The following is a 14949-nucleotide window of genomic DNA, read 5'->3' on the forward strand; positions in this document are numbered from 1 at the left end:
CCTTGGCTTACTATCGTGATTTGCTACGAACATCCCCTTAATGAGCGCATTCGCACCTTGCTGCGGCTCGAGGATTTGTTTGACAAGGTAGCCTTCTTTTCGGCCAGGGACGAAGCCATTGAGCACCACTCCGCGCTTGTTACCTTGTTTGAAATACTCGATGTAACGAGCCGCGCCGATATGAAGTCGGAATTATTGCAGGAGCTGGAGCGCCAAAAGCAGGCATTGGAAACCATGCGCAAAAGTCCGGATATTTCCGAAGGTGCGTTGAACGAAGTGCTGAGTAACATCCAGGCAGCATCCCACAGCATGCTCAACATGGCGGGAAAAATCGGGGAACATATGCGTGAAGATGAATGGCTGATGAGTATCAAGCAGCGTATGGGAATACCGGGTGGGGCATGTGAATTCGATCTGCCGTCTTATCACTATTGGCTGCATCTGGATCCCATCCTGCGCCGTAATGATCTCAACGAGTGGGTGGCGCCGATGCTGCCACTGGAGGAAGCCTTCAGTATTGTTTTGAACCTGCTACGGTGCAGCGGCAAGACTTTTCCGCATATCGCCCGCCATGGTGTATTTCAGCAAATGGGATCCGCACGGGTGGCGCATATGCTGTGCCTGAAGGTAGACGAGGGTTTGCCTTGTGTTCCTGAAATCAGTGCCAATAAATATGCGCTTAACATTCGTTTCGTCATCTCCGGTTCCAGGCAAAAAACCAAGATATACGATGATGATGTAAAGTTTGAGCTGACTTATTGTAATTTATAATCTGCCTGGTAATCATGGCAACAATCCCCGCGAGGGTGAAGGCGCTGTTTTTTACCGGATTTGATCGATTGATTCCGCGCTATTTCACGATGCAATGCCTAATTTTTTTGCGCTAATTCCCGCAGCTGGTTCCGGCTCACGTATGGGAGACGAGCTTCCCAAGCAGTATCTGTCATTGGCTGGCAAGCCCATGATTTATCATGCCTTGAGAATCTTGTGTAGTTCATCACGAATCACCTGCGTATTCGTCGTGCTCGCGCCCGGCGATGAGGAATGGTTGCGGCATGACTGGTCAGACTTCTCCGGCAAACTGGAGGTACTTGAATGTGGCGGTGCCACGCGCGCTGAAAGCGTGCTCAATGGCCTGAAGGCGGCACGAGGAGTTTCGTCCATTGGCGATGACGACTGGGTGCTGGTGCATGACGCAGCGCGGCCCTGTTTAGCTGAGATGCAACTCGACAAGTTGCTGGATGAACTGGCCGATGATAAGGTGGGGGGGTTGCTCGCGGTTCCGGTGGCGGATACATTAAAACGCGGCGATGCCAGCAGGCGGGTTGAGCATACCGAGTCCAGGGAAAGTCTATGGCAGGCGCAAACGCCACAGATGTTCCGTTATCAGTTGCTCGTGGAAGCGTTGAGCATGATGGGTGGCGTAACCATGACCGACGATGCCGGGGCGATTGAAGCGCTGGGCTTGCATCCCAAGCTGGTTCTAAGCGATGCACGCAATCTGAAAGTGACCTATCCCCAGGATCTTGCGCTGGCGGAGTTGATACTGAGAAATCCCTGAGCGTGGCCGCAGGAGCGCTATGGTCTGTATCAGTCTTAAGATTTGCTAGCCATCTGGCGAGAAAGTACCTGAATTTTGTCATTGCGGGCTTGACCCGAAATCCAGTCCAAACCAGCAGTGGCGTACCTTGAATGCCGCTGGATTCCAGCTTTCACCGGTATAACGTTTTGTACTGTTGCCTGGCGGACCAATAAGAGATAAACCTAAATCCGGTAGTTTAATATTTTCATGTTATTTGGTCCCCGCCTTCTGGTAAGGGCGTCCAACTACCGGATTCAGGATAAAAAGAGGAGAAAGAGTGAGTAAGGTTAGAATCGGACAGGGTTTTGATGTACATCAATTGGTCGAAGGCCGTAAACTTATCATCGGCGGCGTGGCCATTCCCTATGAAAAAGGTCTGCTCGGGCATTCCGATGCGGACGTGTTACTGCATGCGATCTGCGATGCGTTACTGGGTGCCGCAGCGCTGGGTGATATCGGCAGGCACTTTTCGGATACCGATCCGCGTTACAAGAACATCGACAGTCGCGTGTTATTGCAAAATGTTTCCCGTCTGCTGGCGGAGCATCATTATGAAGTGATGAATATCGATGCTACGATCATCGCTCAGGCACCGAAAATGTCGCCGCATATTCCCGCCATGGTGACCAACATCGCACAGGATCTTCGCATGCGGACAGGGGATGTCAACGTCAAGGCCAAAACCGCCGAGCGCCTGGGTCCGGTTGGCAGGGGTGAGGGGATAGAAGCAGAGGCGGTATGCCTGATTACCCGAATGGACGATGCGGACAACTGAGAGCAATCCGGATATCAGCGAAGGAACAACCCGGGTTTTCTTTGCCATATGGCCGGACGATGCGGCGCGGAAGCAATTGGCAGGGTTGGCGGAACAGTTGCGAGGGGAAGCACTCTGCGTCGGACGGAAAACTAAAGCAGAAAATATTCATCTCACCCTGGTATTTGTGGGGGAAGTGGGTGCCAGCAAGCTGGAAACGCTATGCCTGGCAGCCGACAGAATTAAGGATTCCGGCGTGAGCGCATTTGATTTTGCCGTGGAAGAAATTCGCTACTGGAAACGTAATCGCATCTTATACGCGGCGACAGGCGGGATTCCTCCAAAACTTATCGATCTGGTGAGTGCTCTAGAGAATGCGCTATCCACCGCCGGGTTTACATTGGAGCAACGAGCTTATAAACCCCATATTACGTTGATGAGGGATGCTTCGTGCCAGACCTTGCCTGAATTGGCGGAGCCTATAGCCTGGCAGGTGCGTGAATGGATGCTGGTCAAATCGGAGCAGACCAGCAGCGGACCGGTTTATACGCCCATCCGCCGCTGGCCTTTGGCATGACTACGCCACGTATCAGAGATAAATGCAGCTTTCCAGATGCCTTGTCAGATTTTTTTCGCTGGTTTTGGTGTAATCCTTCTCGAAGGTGTCGCTTACCAGGGTACGCACATGGCTTCCCAAGCTGCCGTTGACGAGTCCCATGAACGGCGCTGATATCACCAGGATAAGACGCTGGTAGCTATTGGTTGTACGCCCCTGCTCGAGTTCCCTGGCTAGCTGAAGGGCAAAATTCTGTGCCTGGTTTTGTTTTGGATCAGTGGCGGGTATGTAGGAGCCACGGCCATTACCGTGACTTTTGTTGTGTCCGGGGCGGTCGGATACCAGATCCTGCCCTTTTTCCCTGCTGGCGTCATGTTTGAATTCTTTGAGTTTCTGTAGTCCTTTTTTGGGCCCGCAATTTGCGTAGAGATAGGCTGCGCTTGCATTTGCAACGAGTATCCACGTGATGCTCATGACTCCTCCCTGAGATGATGTTAAAGTAACATTGCCGTAATAATGGACAATGAATTCTCGACATAAGTTTCCGCCGGAAAGGGTGTTGCTTCAGCCCATTATAATCCTTCCTACTCATTCGATCAGCCTCTTTGAAAATTCTTGCTCTTGATACTTCTACCGAGTACTGCTCGATTGCAGTATGGCTGGATGGCGAAATACTCAGCCGGGAGGTTCTCGCGGAACAGCGGCATTCCGAACTGATTTTGCCGATGCTGCGGCAAATGCTGGGCGAAACCGGACTGACGCTGGCACAATTGGATGGGATTGCCTTTGGCGCTGGGCCAGGCTCTTTCACGGGTTTGCGCATCGCTTGCGGAGTGGCGCAGGGGTTGGCTTTTGGCGCGGATCTGCCGGTAATCGGCATATGCACATTGGAAGCATTGGCGGAAGCAGCGGGGGGCAATAACGTGATTGCGGCGCTCGACGCCCGTATGAGCGAGATTTATCATGCCGCTTATACAAAAACGGTCGACGGGTGGCAACCGGTGAGTGGGCCGACGCTATGCCCGCCACAGCAAGCGCCATTAGTACGTGGAAGGAGCTGGATGGGTTGCGGCAGCGGTTTTTCCATGTATGGCGAAGCATTGCGCACCCGCTACGATGGCTGTATCAAGCACGTCATGGGCGATCTCCGGCCTCATGCACGCGAAATGATTCAACTGGCTGAGCCGAGGTTTGCGAAGGGACTGGGTGTAGACCCCGCTGATGCCACGCCACTTTATGTCCGTAACAAGGTGGCCCTGAAGGAAAAAGAACGATGAGCGCTCAATTGCGGGAAATGCCCCAAATCAGGCGAATGTTGATGACGGACCTGGATGCGGTCGTGGCAATCGAGCGGGAGGTTTTTCTCTTTCCCTGGACGCGCGGCAATTTCAGCGATTCGATCGATTCCGGCTATCATTGCCTGGTGCTGGAGCAGAATGGGCATCTTTTTGGCTACGGTGTGATGATAATCGGACCCGAAGAAGCCCATTTACTAACGCTTAGCGTCGCCGCGGGATCGCAACGGAAGGGTTGGGGCGAGAAATTGTTGCAGTATTTTATTTGCATTGCCAGGGACCAGTGCGCGCGCTCGATGTTTCTGGATGTGCGAGAGTCTAATCGTGCGGCTGCCCGGCTGTATGAGCGGATAGGGTTCAGGCAGATCGGCAAACGCAGGGATTATTATCCCGCGATGGGCGGACGCGAGGACTCCATCGTCATGGAGTTGATATTATGACCGCGGCCGGCCATTCCAGGCGGGCCAGACGTAACGAAATACTCAAGGAGCTGGGTTTGACTCCATTGTGGCGTGCCAGAGTTTCCGGGGAAGATCCTGCCGCACTGGTCGAGTCCAGCGAACAAGTTGTCAGCCACCCGGCTGACGCTGCGGAAGAGCGTCGTTCGAAAATCCTGCGAATGGGCTGGGATGAGCTTAAGATAAGCGTAGAGGGTTGCATTGCGTGTCCGCTCTGCCGATCTCGATCCCGCACGGTACCCGGCGTAGGCGACAAAAATGCCGATTGGCTATGCATAGGCGAAGGGCCGGGTGCCGAGGAGGATGCCAGGGGAGAGCCCTTTGTCGGACCCTCCGGAAAATTGCTGGATAATATGCTGGCGGCAATCAATCTGAAGCGCGGCCGGGATGTTTATATCACCAATATCGTGAAATGCCGCCCACCGGGCAATAGAAATCCCAGTCCCGATGAGGCGAGGCAGTGCGCACCTTATCTTGAGCGGCAAATCGGCTTGATCAAGCCAAAACTCATTATTGCGCTGGGAAAAGTCGCTGCGCAGAACCTGCTGCATACCGATGCCGCTATTGCCAGTCTGCGCGGAAGGCTGCATGAGCATTCCGGTATTCCTGTTATTGTCACCTACCATCCGGCTTATCTGCTGCGTACGCTTGCCGACAAGGCAAAGGTCTGGGAGGATTTGTGTTTTGCCAGAAGTACGATGCAAGGCTTGAGAGCTTCCGGGTAAGCCAATGTGAGCGCATTGCCGACGTTTGTGTGCCGAGGGGACATACGCCGCCGCGCCAACGGAGGCTTATTCCGAGTTCCCTTGCAATCTGCTGTTTAATCCCCATTTACAATCAGTGGATCTCGGAAAAGCCCCTATGGATCATGTTGCTGGAGAGCTCGCTGGAACTTGATCGGAGGTTCCTCAAACCCAATTCTTTCAGGAAGAATGCCATGAATAATTTGCTGTTATCCCTGACGTTGCTTCTTACGCTTACTTTAAGCGGCTGTGGCTACAATACCCTGCAGTCTACCGATGAACAGATCAAGGCGGGTTGGTCGGAAGTTCTGAATCAGTATCAGCGCCGCGCTGATCTGGTTCCCAACCTTGTAAATGTGGTGAAGGGTTTCGCCGCACAGGAAAAAGATGTACTGCTGGGGGTGACGAATGCCCGCTCCAAAGTGGGTAGCATCCAGGCTACCCCGGAGCTGATCAACAATCCGGAAGCATTTGCCAAATTTCAAAGCGCCCAAGGGGAATTGTCGGGTGCCCTATCGCGCTTACTGGTAGTGGCGGAGAATTATCCACAACTTAAATCGGATGCTAATTTCCGTGAATTGCAGGCCCAGCTGGAAGGTACCGAAAACCGTATCACGGTGGCCCGCAATCGTTACATCAAGGCGGTCCAGGAATACAACGTGGTGGTGCGCTCATTCCCCAGCAATCTTACCGCAATGGTGTTTGGTTTTCAGGTGAAGCCAGGCTTCACCGTAGAGAATGAGAAGGAAATTTCCTCCGCTCCCAAGGTGGATTTCAGCACACCATCGCCGGCAAAATAATAGAAATTGTGTCTCAATGGGTTCGCTATCAGAACTTGGCGGTTGACCACCCATGACTCATAAGGGATTTAGGGACCTGGGATGATGATTCAAACTTGGGGAAAGGCCCTCACGTTAATCGTACTGCTTCTTTCTGCTTCCTTATTAGCGGCGGAAGTGGCGGTTCCGCCTCTCAAATCCCATGTTACCGATCTGACCGGAACACTCACCGCGAATCAGGCCGCGCAGCTGGAGCAGAAACTGGCTGCATTCGAGGCAAAAAAAGGCAGTCAGATCGCGGTGTTGGCCGTTCCTACCACGCACCCCGAAACTGCTGAACAGTATTCGATTCGAGTTGCGGAGAACTGGAAACTGGGGCGAAAAGGCGTGGATGACGGCATCCTGCTGGTCATTGCGAAGCAAGACAGGGCATTGCGGATCGAGGTGGGTTATGGATTGGAGGGTGTGCTGCCGGATGCCATGGCGAAGCGTATCATCGAAGAAATAATGGTTCCCAGGCTCCGGCAGGGAGATTTCGCGGGTGGTATCAATGCGGGAATCGAGAAAATAATTGGGGTAATCGAAGGAGAACCATTGCCTCCGCCGCAACCCAAGCGTGGCAATGGCGCTCCGGCAGGGATGGATATTGTTCTGGACAATGTTTTTCTCATTTTTATTGCACTTATCGTAGCCGGCAAAGTACTGCAATCCATGTTTGGGCGTTTCATTGGCGCCACCATAATGAGTGTAGCGGGGGGCTTCATTGGCTGGCTCGTTTTTTCTTCGATAATTGCTGCCTTGATTATCGCTTTTCTCGCGTTCTTTATAAGTCTGTTTGGTAACGCGGGTGGGGGAATTGCCAGAGGCGGGCGGGGTGGCTGGCCTCCCGGTGGGTTTGGCGGGATGGGCGGCAGGAGCGGCGGAGGTGGATTTGGTGGAGGGGGCGGCTTTGGGGGAGGAGGAGGGGGTGGTTTTGGCGGTGGTGGCGCCTCAGGGAGATGGTAAATGAATCTTACACGCATACTGCGGCATTTCCTTACGGGTCGTGCGATGGTGCGGCGCTTGTTTCCCCATGCTTCCCTGGTAGCCATCGAGCAAGCCATCAAGCAGTCGGAAATCAGCCATGAGGGTGAAGTCTGCTTTGCGGTGGAGGCAGCATTGGATACTCTGCCTTTGCTTAGAGATCAGCCGGCGCGGGAGCGGGCGGTAGAGGTATTTTCCCAACTCCGTGTATGGGACACTGAGCATAACAACGGTGTGCTGGTTTACCTGCTGCTCGCGGACCGCGACGTTGAGATCGTTGCAGATCGGGGGATTAACGTCAAAGTCAGCGGTGAGGAATGGGAAAGAATCTGCCGAGAAATGGAAACGGCTTTTCGTCAGGGCCATTTTGAATCAGGGGTAGTCGCTGGAATTAGCGCTGTGGGTAGCCATCTGAAAAAGCATTTCCGGACAGAGGGACAGCCCGAAGACAGAGAGAACGAGCTGCCCGATACCCCGGTTATTTTGTAGCGGTGTCCAGGCTAAACGACTAATGTCCCTTGTGAGCTCCGATCAGATGGAGAGAATCCTCAATGCTCTGATTGTGCAGATGCCACTGACGTATCAGTGCCATAATAACCGCCACGAACAAGCCGAACAGAATGATAACGGTATAAACGTGCACATCGAAGCTTACCAGTACCGCATATATCGCCAGCATGGTGAGGATGCTTAGATTCTCGTTAAAATTCTGCACCGCGATGGAATGTCCCGCCCCCATCAGGATGTGCCCGCGGTGTTGCAGCAGGGCGTTCATTGGCACCACAAAGAATCCCGCCAACCCGCCTATCAGCGTGAGAAGCACAATCGCAATCCACAGGTCGCGCGCCAGAATCATGGCCATCACCACAATACCCATGGCAATGCCAAGCGGGATAACTTTTACGGACTGCCGCAGCGATACCAGCCGTGCCGCGACAACCGCACCTAGCGCAATCCCGACGGCGACCACACCTTGCAACTGGGCGGCTTTGTTTAGCGGGTAGCCGAGTGCCGCGTCGGCCCATTTTAATACGATGAATTGAAGTGTTGCGCCAGCTCCCCAGAACAGTGTGGTGACAGCGAGTGAAATCTGTCCGAGCTTATCCGTCCATAGCAGCTTCATACAGTGAGCGAACTCGTGCACCAGGAATATGGGGTTCTTCTTGAGAATACGGTGATCCACGCCGGTGTTTGGAATGTATAGATTGAAGATGGCGGCGGTACTATAAAAAACGGCGACAAGGAGAATGCCCGCTTCCGGTACGGTATCCACGCCAGTGTCTATGAAGGGGAAGTCGAACCCCAGAAATAGAGCGGAGATTGAGGGGGTTATGAGCAGTCCACCCAATACCGTGCCCAGCACAATGGAGGCTACGGTGAGCCCTTCGATCCAGCCATTGGCGATGACCAGCTTTTCAGGAGGGAGCAGTTCGGTAAGTATTCCGTATTTGGCGGGAGAGTAGGCGGCAGCCCCAAGTCCGACGACCGCATAGGCGGTGAGGGCGAAATACTGATGCGAAGCCAGGAAAAGCAGGCTACAGCCCACAATCTTGATCGTATTGCTGATGAACATTACCCGCCCCTTGGCCATGGAATCGGCAAAAGCACCGACGAAAGGAGCGAGAATCACATAGAATAAAACGAATACAAACTTGAGCATCGGGGTGAGATACGCAGGCGCATGCAGTTCTATCAGAAGTGCAATGGCAATGACAAGCAGCGCATTGTCCGCGAGCGAAGAGAAAAACTGCGCTGCCATGATGGTATAGAATCCGCGTTTCACCCTACTTTCCCTCCAAAAACTTTCTCATCATTAGGTGTCAGATTATACAATGGTCATCCCGGCTTATTTTGGCGAAAAAGTTTATACCATGAAACCGTTTACGCCACCAATTGAAACCCGCTGTTTCAGGATCAATAATTCTGAATCCGGATCTGGAATGATCAAAATTTCCTCACGCCCTGAACGCTAATGTCACGTCCCATTCAGGCGCTGATTGATCTGTCCGCGCTCGAACATAATCTATCCGTCGTTCGCCGTTATGCTCCCCGTTCGCGTGTCATGGCGGTGATCAAAGCCGATGCTTACGGTCACGGGCTGCTGCGCGCGGCTGAAGCACTGAAGCGCACGGAGGGTTTTGCCATGCTAGAAATTGACGCCGCCGTTCGGTTGCGGGAAGCAGGTTATCGCCAGGCCATTCTACTGCTCGAAGGTTTTTTTGCCATGGAGGAATTGGCGTGGATCGAAAAGTACCATTTAAGCACCGTGGTCCACCATCACGAACAACTGGCAATGTTATCGGCATACAGGCCACGCGGCGGCAGGCTCGATGTGTTTCTGAAGCTTAATACCGGTATGAACCGCTTGGGCTTCACGCTTGAGCAATTCTCTGCCGCGCTGGAAACGCTGAAAGCTAATCCCGCTATCGGCCAGATTACGCTGATGACTCATTTTTCCCGCGCCGATGAGTCCGATGGAAATGAAAGCATTGCCGCGCAGCTGCAACGCTTCAATGCTGTTGCCAAAGGGCGGAACCTGCCATGCTCGTTGGCCAACTCCGCCGCTATCCTGCGCTATCCTGAAACACATGCGGATTGGGTGCGGCCCGGTATCATGCTTTATGGCGCTTCGCCGCTTCCTGACAAAACCGCTGACGAACTGGATTTGCATCCCGCCATGACAATATCGAGCAGAATTATCGCGGTGCAAGCGCTTAAGTCCGGAGACGGGGTGGGATATGGCCACATGTTTCGCGCCGACCGGCCAATGCGTGCCGGTATTGTGGCGGGCGGCTACGCCGACGGCTACCCCCGTCACGCACCCGCCGGCACCCCTGTGCTGGTGAATGGCAGGCGTACCCGGCTCATCGGGCGCGTATCCATGGATATGCTGCATGTGGATTTGAGCGGAATTGAGGATGCGGACGTAGGCAGTCCGGTAACACTCTGGGGGAAGGGGTTGCCTGTGGATGAGGTAGCGCAGTCGGCCGGCACGGTAAGCTATGAGTTGTTATGCGCTCTGGCGCCGCGCATGCCGATAGTGACGTAATGAGCCTGAATCCGGCGGTTGATCGCTGATATCTCATTTCAGTGTGATGATCTACAACGACTTTTTTCGTCACGCAGTCTTCATTTCTTGGGTGAGCTCGCTACAGGCCGGATTTAGAATAAAAAAGGCGGTCAATCCGACCGCCTTTTTTCTGATGAAACTTTGAATTCCGGGTTATTCGATTTTTGCCTTGGCGCGGAGGTCACCGACAAAGGTTGCAAATTGCCGTTGTAATACGCGTTGTGCCAGATTCTGCTTTATTTCTTCAAATGGCGGAATCTTCAGGGGCCGTATGTCATCCAGTCGGATGACGTGCCAGCCAAAAGGAGTTTTCACTGGCTGCTCGGTAAGCTGACCCTTGGTCATTTTCATCAGGGCTTCGGCAAAGGGTTGGACATAGCTGGCCGCGGGACTCCAGTCGAGTTCACCGCCTTTACTTTTGCTGCCAGCATCAATGGATTTTTCTTGCGCAAGCTTATCAAACTTGCCACCCTTCTTGATACGCGCGATGATGTCTTTTGCTTCCGCCTCGGTAGCGACCAGGATGTGATGTGCCTTGTATTCCTTATCGCCCATCTGGGTTTTCAGTGAGTCATATTCTTTCTTCAGTTCTTCATCGCTGACCGGGTGGCTCTTCACATAATCGATTTGATATGCTCTGACCAATGCTGTCAGGCGAGCAATTTCAAGCTGGGATACGAAATCCGGATCCTTATCAAGTCCTTTTTTCAGGGCTTCCTGCGCGATGACTTCCTCGGTTATGAGATCCTCACGCAAGGTTTTTCTGGTTTCGGGACTATCGGCCTGACCTTGGGCGGCACGTGCTTTTACAATAAATTCAAGGCGCGACTGAGGAATTGACACTCCATTCACCTTGGCCATGGGTGTGGATTGGGCCTGAACAGTCGTTACGGCGATCAAGCCGGAAATACCGAGTACCGTCAATTGAGAAAGTTTCATAAAACGCATAGGTTTTCCTTGTCAGTGGATTGAATCGAATCAAATTTCTTCGGGAGTATACGCTTTTACACTCAGCGCGTGAATATCCTTATGCATCATCTCTTTCAACACGGTATAGACGAGGCGGTGCCGGACCAGAGCGGATTTGCCGGAAAATTCGCGTGAGACAATTGTGAGCAAGTAATGTCCGCCACCACTTTTAGCACCCTCATGCCCTGCATGCCTGGTGCTTTCATCCACGATATGAATCTGTTCCGGATCAAGAACAGCGAGCTTCTGCCTGATCAATTCGATTGTACTCACCATTCTTATTTTTATGGCAAAACTTTCTTGAATGGCTTGACTGTCAGTCTTGCATATACGCCCGATGTGGCATAGGGATCGGTTTCCGCCCAACTGCGCGCCGCTTCGAGCGATTCAAACTCCGCCACGATGAGGCTGCCGGAGAACCCGGCGGGGCCAGGATCGGGACTATCAATCGCCGGATAGGGTCCCGCCAGAATAAGGCGCCCCTCTCGCCGCAACTCATTGAGACGTTCCAGGTGAGCCGCTCGGACCGCCAACCGTTTTTCCAGGCTCTCCGGAATGTCTTCGCCGCTTATCGCATAGAGCATCATGCTTCTTTATCCTCCTTGTCTTCCATATACTTTCCCAGTATCAGCCCTTGAGCCACGATAAATACCAGCATCAGTCCCATGAACCCGAACAGCTTGAAATTGACCCAGGTTTCAGTGGAATAATTAAAGGCCACATAGAGATTGGCGCCACCCATCAATGCGAAAAATGCTGCCCAACTAGCGTTGAGGCGAGCCCATATGGGTTCTGGAAGTGCAATCTGCTCCTTCATCATGACACGAATCAAATTCTTCTTGAAAATCGCGTGGGCCAGGAGCAGCGCACCGGCGAACAACCAGTAGAGCACGGACGGTTTCCACTTGATGAAAGTTTCATCCTGCAGTATCAGCGTCGCGCTGCCGAAGATGACGATGATAACGAGGCTTACCCAAAGCATGGTTTCAACCTTGCGGTGGCGATACCATACCCAGCCGATTTGCGCAAAAGTTGCCACAATGGCTACAGCGGTGGCGGCGTAGATTCCATAGATCTTGAAAGCAATGAAAAACAGAATAACCGGAAAGAGATCAAAAAGAAACTTCATAAATGTCGATACGGTTTTCGGTTAATTGATGGAGCGATTATGTCGGTTAAGTCTGCAAAAGGCTATTTAATTTCATGAATAGCCAAGGATATAACAGATTAAAACGATTGTAATTTTCTATATTCCGTGACCGATGCGAACACCGCCGTCGGGGAAGCCGATCAACGCGCTGACTAACGCTATTTCAGCGCGTGCTTCAATGCAAATGTACCGGCGCAACTTCGCCTTCGTCGGGAAATTCAGCATGTACTACTTCACCCTCCGGATTTGGAAATAGCGGTGCGCCGCACTCTTCGCAATATTCCAGAAGGAAACGATTTTCCAGCACTGTCGTATGCGTGATACCGCATTCTCGCAGCGTCGTTTCGATTTGCGTCACGGTGTCGCTGTTTTCGTCTTCGTCACCTACCAGCGCCCAGACGATGCCATAGAGGACTTCGTCGCGATCCTTGAGAGTAAAGCTTACCCGGTATTCCTCCAGCCACTGGTCGTAAAAGGGCGCGATCACCGCACGCAGCCTGTTTGCGGAAATATTCAGCGTTGATTGCAGAAAATCAATGGTGGCATGGGTGGAATAGGGCCGGGCAAGGCGATCCGCCATGCGCCATGCCGAAAAAAAACCATCGGGTATCAACAATTCGAATGCGCAACCCTGAAATAGCGGCCGAAGTGCTTCGGCGCCATGGGCCTGCCATGCGAGCAGTGTCTCCTGCTTGGAAAATTTTACGCCAGGCGGAGTGGCGTTCTTGTCTGTGCTGGCTCCGTCAGCTTCCTGCCATCGGAACATGGATTTCCCCTGTGGAACTGCAATCGCACCGAGGAGGTAGCGGGTATCGGACAGAAAACGCCCGGTTTCAGCCAGTTGGCGTGGATTTATGTGCAGGTCCCGTTCTCCCGCCACCGCGGCTGTCCACAATTTGTTGGCAAGTTCATGCGTGAGGTGATAACCACGTGGAAGCTGGTCGGGACTGAACAGGCAATCCGCCAGTACGAATTGGACATCTTCCGCCAGCACATGTGCCTGCAACTGCGCCCGGAGAGCGGCAAGTACCGGTTCGGATATCAGGCCGGAAGGAATTGAGAAACGCGACCAGGTCAACATAGGCGCCGCGAACATCAGTACATCATGACCAATGCCTTCCCGTATCAGTACGCCGCATTCGATCGCCGCTTCAATGGCGTAAATGAATTCACCGTAACCCACAGAATCGGTGTCATAGAGTTGATCCAGCGCCGCTTCAAGGTTTTGATCGTCGCCGGTACGCAATTGGGCATGTATCTTTGCCGCAAGCCGGTTCTCCCAGAAAGCATCCTCGATACGGCTGCCGGAAGCCGCAAGCCCCGCTGCCAGCCTGGAGAGCTCTTGAACCACGCGTGGGGATTTGGTGCGATGCGGGACGCGGGGTTTTTTCATGTAAAGGTATACGTAACAAGTTAAGAAGACATTTTAACTCAAATCCTGGGATTGGAAGGGGTAGAGTCCGTATTGAGGAAGGAGATGCGATGGGTTTGCACGCCAACGAGGCGCTCTGGCGGATATCGAAGCACAGCAGGCCGCGGTTGCCGTGCAGACCAGGACGGGTACGTTCAGGAAAAGGATGCTATGTGAGTGGTAGGGGAGGGGAGAATGAAAGCAAATCGTACAAGAATATAGGGCTCATGGGCGCGCAGCCCGGTCTTCATCGCCGCTGAATCCACTTCCTATGGTAACTAATGCGCCAGTTTGAGTGTTACGACGCCCCCGATAATCAGCGCGACACCCATGTACCTGGCAAATGATGTTGGGTCGCCGTAATACAGTACACCAACCAGGAACGTTCCTGCAGCACCAATACCCGTCCAAACTGCATAGGCGGTTCCAATCGGTATGTGGCGCTGCGCGAGCCACAGCAAGAAGCCACTGACACACATGAACGCAACAGCCACGGCGATCCCCGTCCAACGCGTCTGCGGCTCTTGGGCCATTTTCAGGCCAACTGGCCAGCCAATCTCAAAAAGGCCGGCGAGAACGAGGTACACCCAACTCATCTGTTCTTATCCTATCTGTGAATGGTTAGTGGTCAAGGCGACTTTATCAGGTGCTTCGTGAGGAATCCTATTCCTCTATCATGTCGATACAACAATTTGTGCGGTTCGATTTGTTCTCATGGAAGAGTGCAATGGGCATCACCCCGATGCTTACCCGGTAAATTAACACTCTGCGACATTTGACAATGAGCGATAGCTTCCTTCATATATAACCGAGCACCTTTCTCATACATGCGTATCAGCGCTGAAGTGTGTGATTGCAAGTCTTGCGCCCGTTTGCCATAAAGGTAGCTTTTATTCTCGTAGTGCTCCAGTAGTATTTTCTGCTTATCCGCCTTTACCTGCATTTCCTTGGCGACCTTCTCAAAACGCCTCGCCAAAACGCTATGCTCACTTGGAGATACTGTAGTCTGAATAGCCGATTGATCAGGAAGATTGTCTGCTTTTACGCTGCTTATGGACGCACCTACAGTCAATAAACCAAGCAGGGACAAAACCGCAAAAGTATCTTTTGCCTTTTTGCCGAGTGTCGTTACCATTTTGATTCTCTTGTTCCACTTGAT

At 52.8% G+C, this 14949-nt stretch carries 20 protein-coding genes; 11 read left to right on the forward strand and 9 right to left on the reverse strand.

Features of this window, described 5'->3' with window-relative positions; translation table 11 throughout:
• The first annotated feature begins 15 nt into the window (after positions 1-15).
• The 4 genes from zapD to thpR all read left to right on the forward strand — a co-directional run bounded on the left by zapD (position 16) and on the right by thpR (position 2913).
• Positions 16-771, forward strand: a complete 756-nt coding sequence (gene zapD / locus BLO43_RS04420) for a cell division protein ZapD (protein WP_074633890.1) — start codon at positions 16-18, stop codon at positions 769-771.
• 94 nt (positions 772-865) lie between these two features.
• Entirely contained in the window at positions 866-1561 is a 696-nt protein-coding gene (gene ispD, locus BLO43_RS04425; RefSeq protein WP_090906013.1) for a 2-C-methyl-D-erythritol 4-phosphate cytidylyltransferase, read from the forward strand.
• Positions 1562-1859: 298 nt separating this feature from the next.
• Positions 1860-2357, forward strand: coding sequence for a 2-C-methyl-D-erythritol 2,4-cyclodiphosphate synthase (gene ispF / locus BLO43_RS04430; RefSeq protein WP_090906014.1), 498 nt, complete (start codon positions 1860-1862; stop codon positions 2355-2357).
• Positions 2344-2913, forward strand: a complete 570-nt coding sequence (gene thpR / locus BLO43_RS04435) for an RNA 2',3'-cyclic phosphodiesterase (RefSeq protein ID WP_090906015.1) — start codon at positions 2344-2346, stop codon at positions 2911-2913. The genes ispF and thpR overlap by 14 nt, the downstream gene beginning before the upstream one ends.
• A gap of 12 nt (positions 2914-2925) precedes the next feature.
• Here the strand turns inward: thpR and BLO43_RS04440 are convergent, their stop codons facing one another.
• Positions 2926-3366, reverse strand: a complete 441-nt coding sequence (locus BLO43_RS04440; protein ID WP_090906016.1) for a host attachment protein — start codon at positions 3364-3366, stop codon at positions 2926-2928.
• A gap of 131 nt (positions 3367-3497) precedes the next feature.
• Here BLO43_RS04440 and tsaB point away from each other — a divergent pair, with 131 nt between their 5' ends.
• From tsaB to BLO43_RS04470, 6 genes are all read left to right on the forward strand, one after another.
• On the forward strand, positions 3498-4169 hold the full coding sequence (tsaB, locus tag BLO43_RS04445; RefSeq protein ID WP_090906017.1) for a tRNA (adenosine(37)-N6)-threonylcarbamoyltransferase complex dimerization subunit type 1 TsaB: 672 nt from the start codon (positions 3498-3500) through the stop codon (positions 4167-4169).
• Positions 4166-4627 (forward strand): ribosomal protein S18-alanine N-acetyltransferase, encoded by a 462-nt coding sequence (gene rimI / locus BLO43_RS04450; RefSeq protein ID WP_074633884.1) that lies wholly within the window; start codon positions 4166-4168, stop codon positions 4625-4627. The genes tsaB and rimI overlap by 4 nt, the downstream gene beginning before the upstream one ends.
• On the forward strand, positions 4624-5370 hold the full coding sequence (locus BLO43_RS04455) for a uracil-DNA glycosylase (protein WP_090906018.1): 747 nt from the start codon (positions 4624-4626) through the stop codon (positions 5368-5370). The genes rimI and BLO43_RS04455 overlap by 4 nt, the downstream gene beginning before the upstream one ends.
• A gap of 212 nt (positions 5371-5582) precedes the next feature.
• A complete protein-coding gene (locus tag BLO43_RS04460; RefSeq protein ID WP_090906093.1) occupies positions 5583-6188 on the forward strand; it encodes a LemA family protein in 606 nt (201 codons plus the stop codon).
• 81 nt (positions 6189-6269) lie between these two features.
• Positions 6270-7172: a TPM domain-containing protein gene (locus tag BLO43_RS04465; protein WP_254773327.1), complete on the forward strand. Its 903-nt coding sequence runs from the start codon at positions 6270-6272 to the stop codon at positions 7170-7172.
• On the forward strand, positions 7173-7679 hold the full coding sequence (locus BLO43_RS04470) for a TPM domain-containing protein (RefSeq protein WP_090906019.1): 507 nt from the start codon (positions 7173-7175) through the stop codon (positions 7677-7679).
• Positions 7680-7698: 19 nt separating this feature from the next.
• On the opposite strand, the gene lplT is transcribed toward BLO43_RS04470, so the two are convergent.
• Entirely contained in the window at positions 7699-8973 is a 1275-nt protein-coding gene (gene lplT / locus BLO43_RS04475; protein WP_090906020.1) for a lysophospholipid transporter LplT, read from the reverse strand.
• 189 nt (positions 8974-9162) lie between these two features.
• Here lplT and alr point away from each other — a divergent pair, with 189 nt between their 5' ends.
• Entirely contained in the window at positions 9163-10239 is a 1077-nt protein-coding gene (alr, locus tag BLO43_RS04480; RefSeq protein WP_090906021.1) for an alanine racemase, read from the forward strand.
• A 174-nt stretch (positions 10240-10413) separates the two neighbouring features.
• Here alr and BLO43_RS04485 read toward each other — a convergent pair whose 3' ends face one another.
• The 7 genes from BLO43_RS04485 to BLO43_RS04515 all read right to left on the reverse strand — a co-directional run bounded on the left by BLO43_RS04485 (position 10414) and on the right by BLO43_RS04515 (position 14925).
• Positions 10414-11208 carry a peptidyl-prolyl cis-trans isomerase gene (locus tag BLO43_RS04485; protein WP_175443855.1) on the reverse strand — a complete coding sequence of 265 codons (795 nt, stop codon included), beginning with the start codon at positions 11206-11208 and terminating at the stop codon, positions 10414-10416.
• A 30-nt stretch (positions 11209-11238) separates the two neighbouring features.
• Complete coding sequence (locus BLO43_RS04490; protein ID WP_175443856.1) at positions 11239-11505, reverse strand: BolA family protein; 267 nt, start codon at positions 11503-11505, stop codon at positions 11239-11241.
• Positions 11506-11513: 8 nt separating this feature from the next.
• Positions 11514-11813, reverse strand: a complete 300-nt coding sequence (locus BLO43_RS04495) for a YciI family protein (protein ID WP_074634344.1) — start codon at positions 11811-11813, stop codon at positions 11514-11516.
• Complete coding sequence (locus BLO43_RS04500; RefSeq protein ID WP_074633878.1) at positions 11813-12358, reverse strand: septation protein A; 546 nt, start codon at positions 12356-12358, stop codon at positions 11813-11815. Before BLO43_RS04500 ends, BLO43_RS04495 begins: the two co-directional genes overlap by 1 nt.
• A gap of 196 nt (positions 12359-12554) precedes the next feature.
• Positions 12555-13772, reverse strand: a complete 1218-nt coding sequence (locus BLO43_RS04505; protein ID WP_090906022.1) for a DUF2863 family protein — start codon at positions 13770-13772, stop codon at positions 12555-12557.
• A 296-nt stretch (positions 13773-14068) separates the two neighbouring features.
• On the reverse strand, positions 14069-14386 hold the full coding sequence (smr, locus tag BLO43_RS04510; protein ID WP_090906023.1) for a multidrug efflux SMR transporter Smr: 318 nt from the start codon (positions 14384-14386) through the stop codon (positions 14069-14071).
• A gap of 116 nt (positions 14387-14502) precedes the next feature.
• Positions 14503-14925, reverse strand: a complete 423-nt coding sequence (locus BLO43_RS04515) for a hypothetical protein (RefSeq protein ID WP_090906024.1) — start codon at positions 14923-14925, stop codon at positions 14503-14505.
• Positions 14926-14949: the final 24 nt, after the last annotated feature.

Origin of the sequence: Nitrosospira sp. Nsp13, from assembly GCF_900101945.1 — a bacterium.
Lineage (GTDB): Bacteria > Pseudomonadota > Gammaproteobacteria > Burkholderiales > Nitrosomonadaceae > Nitrosospira > Nitrosospira multiformis_D.

What these genes read in the sequence shown, in the direction of transcription:
- BLO43_RS04485 (WP_175443855.1), bottom strand. Translation starts at nt 11,208, where the DNA reads ATGCGTTTTATGAAACTTTCTCAATTGACGGTACTCGGTATTTCCGGC.
- rimI (WP_074633884.1), top strand. Translation starts at nt 4,166, where the DNA reads ATGAGCGCTCAATTGCGGGAAATGCCCCAAATCAGGCGAATGTTGATG.
- BLO43_RS04505 (WP_090906022.1), bottom strand. Translation starts at nt 13,772, where the DNA reads ATGAAAAAACCCCGCGTCCCGCATCGCACCAAATCCCCACGCGTGGTT.
- BLO43_RS04465 (WP_254773327.1), top strand. Translation starts at nt 6,270, where the DNA reads ATGATGATTCAAACTTGGGGAAAGGCCCTCACGTTAATCGTACTGCTT.
- BLO43_RS04470 (WP_090906019.1), top strand. Translation starts at nt 7,173, where the DNA reads ATGAATCTTACACGCATACTGCGGCATTTCCTTACGGGTCGTGCGATG.
- BLO43_RS04500 (WP_074633878.1), bottom strand. Translation starts at nt 12,358, where the DNA reads ATGAAGTTTCTTTTTGATCTCTTTCCGGTTATTCTGTTTTTCATTGCT.
- BLO43_RS04460 (WP_090906093.1), top strand. Translation starts at nt 5,583, where the DNA reads ATGAATAATTTGCTGTTATCCCTGACGTTGCTTCTTACGCTTACTTTA.
- BLO43_RS04455 (WP_090906018.1), top strand. Translation starts at nt 4,624, where the DNA reads ATGACCGCGGCCGGCCATTCCAGGCGGGCCAGACGTAACGAAATACTC.
- smr (WP_090906023.1), bottom strand. Translation starts at nt 14,386, where the DNA reads ATGAGTTGGGTGTACCTCGTTCTCGCCGGCCTTTTTGAGATTGGCTGG.
- BLO43_RS04495 (WP_074634344.1), bottom strand. Translation starts at nt 11,813, where the DNA reads ATGCTCTATGCGATAAGCGGCGAAGACATTCCGGAGAGCCTGGAAAAA.
- thpR (WP_090906015.1), top strand. Translation starts at nt 2,344, where the DNA reads ATGCGGACAACTGAGAGCAATCCGGATATCAGCGAAGGAACAACCCGG.
- BLO43_RS04440 (WP_090906016.1), bottom strand. Translation starts at nt 3,366, where the DNA reads ATGAGCATCACGTGGATACTCGTTGCAAATGCAAGCGCAGCCTATCTC.
- alr (WP_090906021.1), top strand. Translation starts at nt 9,163, where the DNA reads ATGTCACGTCCCATTCAGGCGCTGATTGATCTGTCCGCGCTCGAACAT.
- BLO43_RS04515 (WP_090906024.1), bottom strand. Translation starts at nt 14,925, where the DNA reads ATGGTAACGACACTCGGCAAAAAGGCAAAAGATACTTTTGCGGTTTTG.
- ispD (WP_090906013.1), top strand. Translation starts at nt 866, where the DNA reads ATGCCTAATTTTTTTGCGCTAATTCCCGCAGCTGGTTCCGGCTCACGT.
- BLO43_RS04490 (WP_175443856.1), bottom strand. Translation starts at nt 11,505, where the DNA reads ATGGTGAGTACAATCGAATTGATCAGGCAGAAGCTCGCTGTTCTTGAT.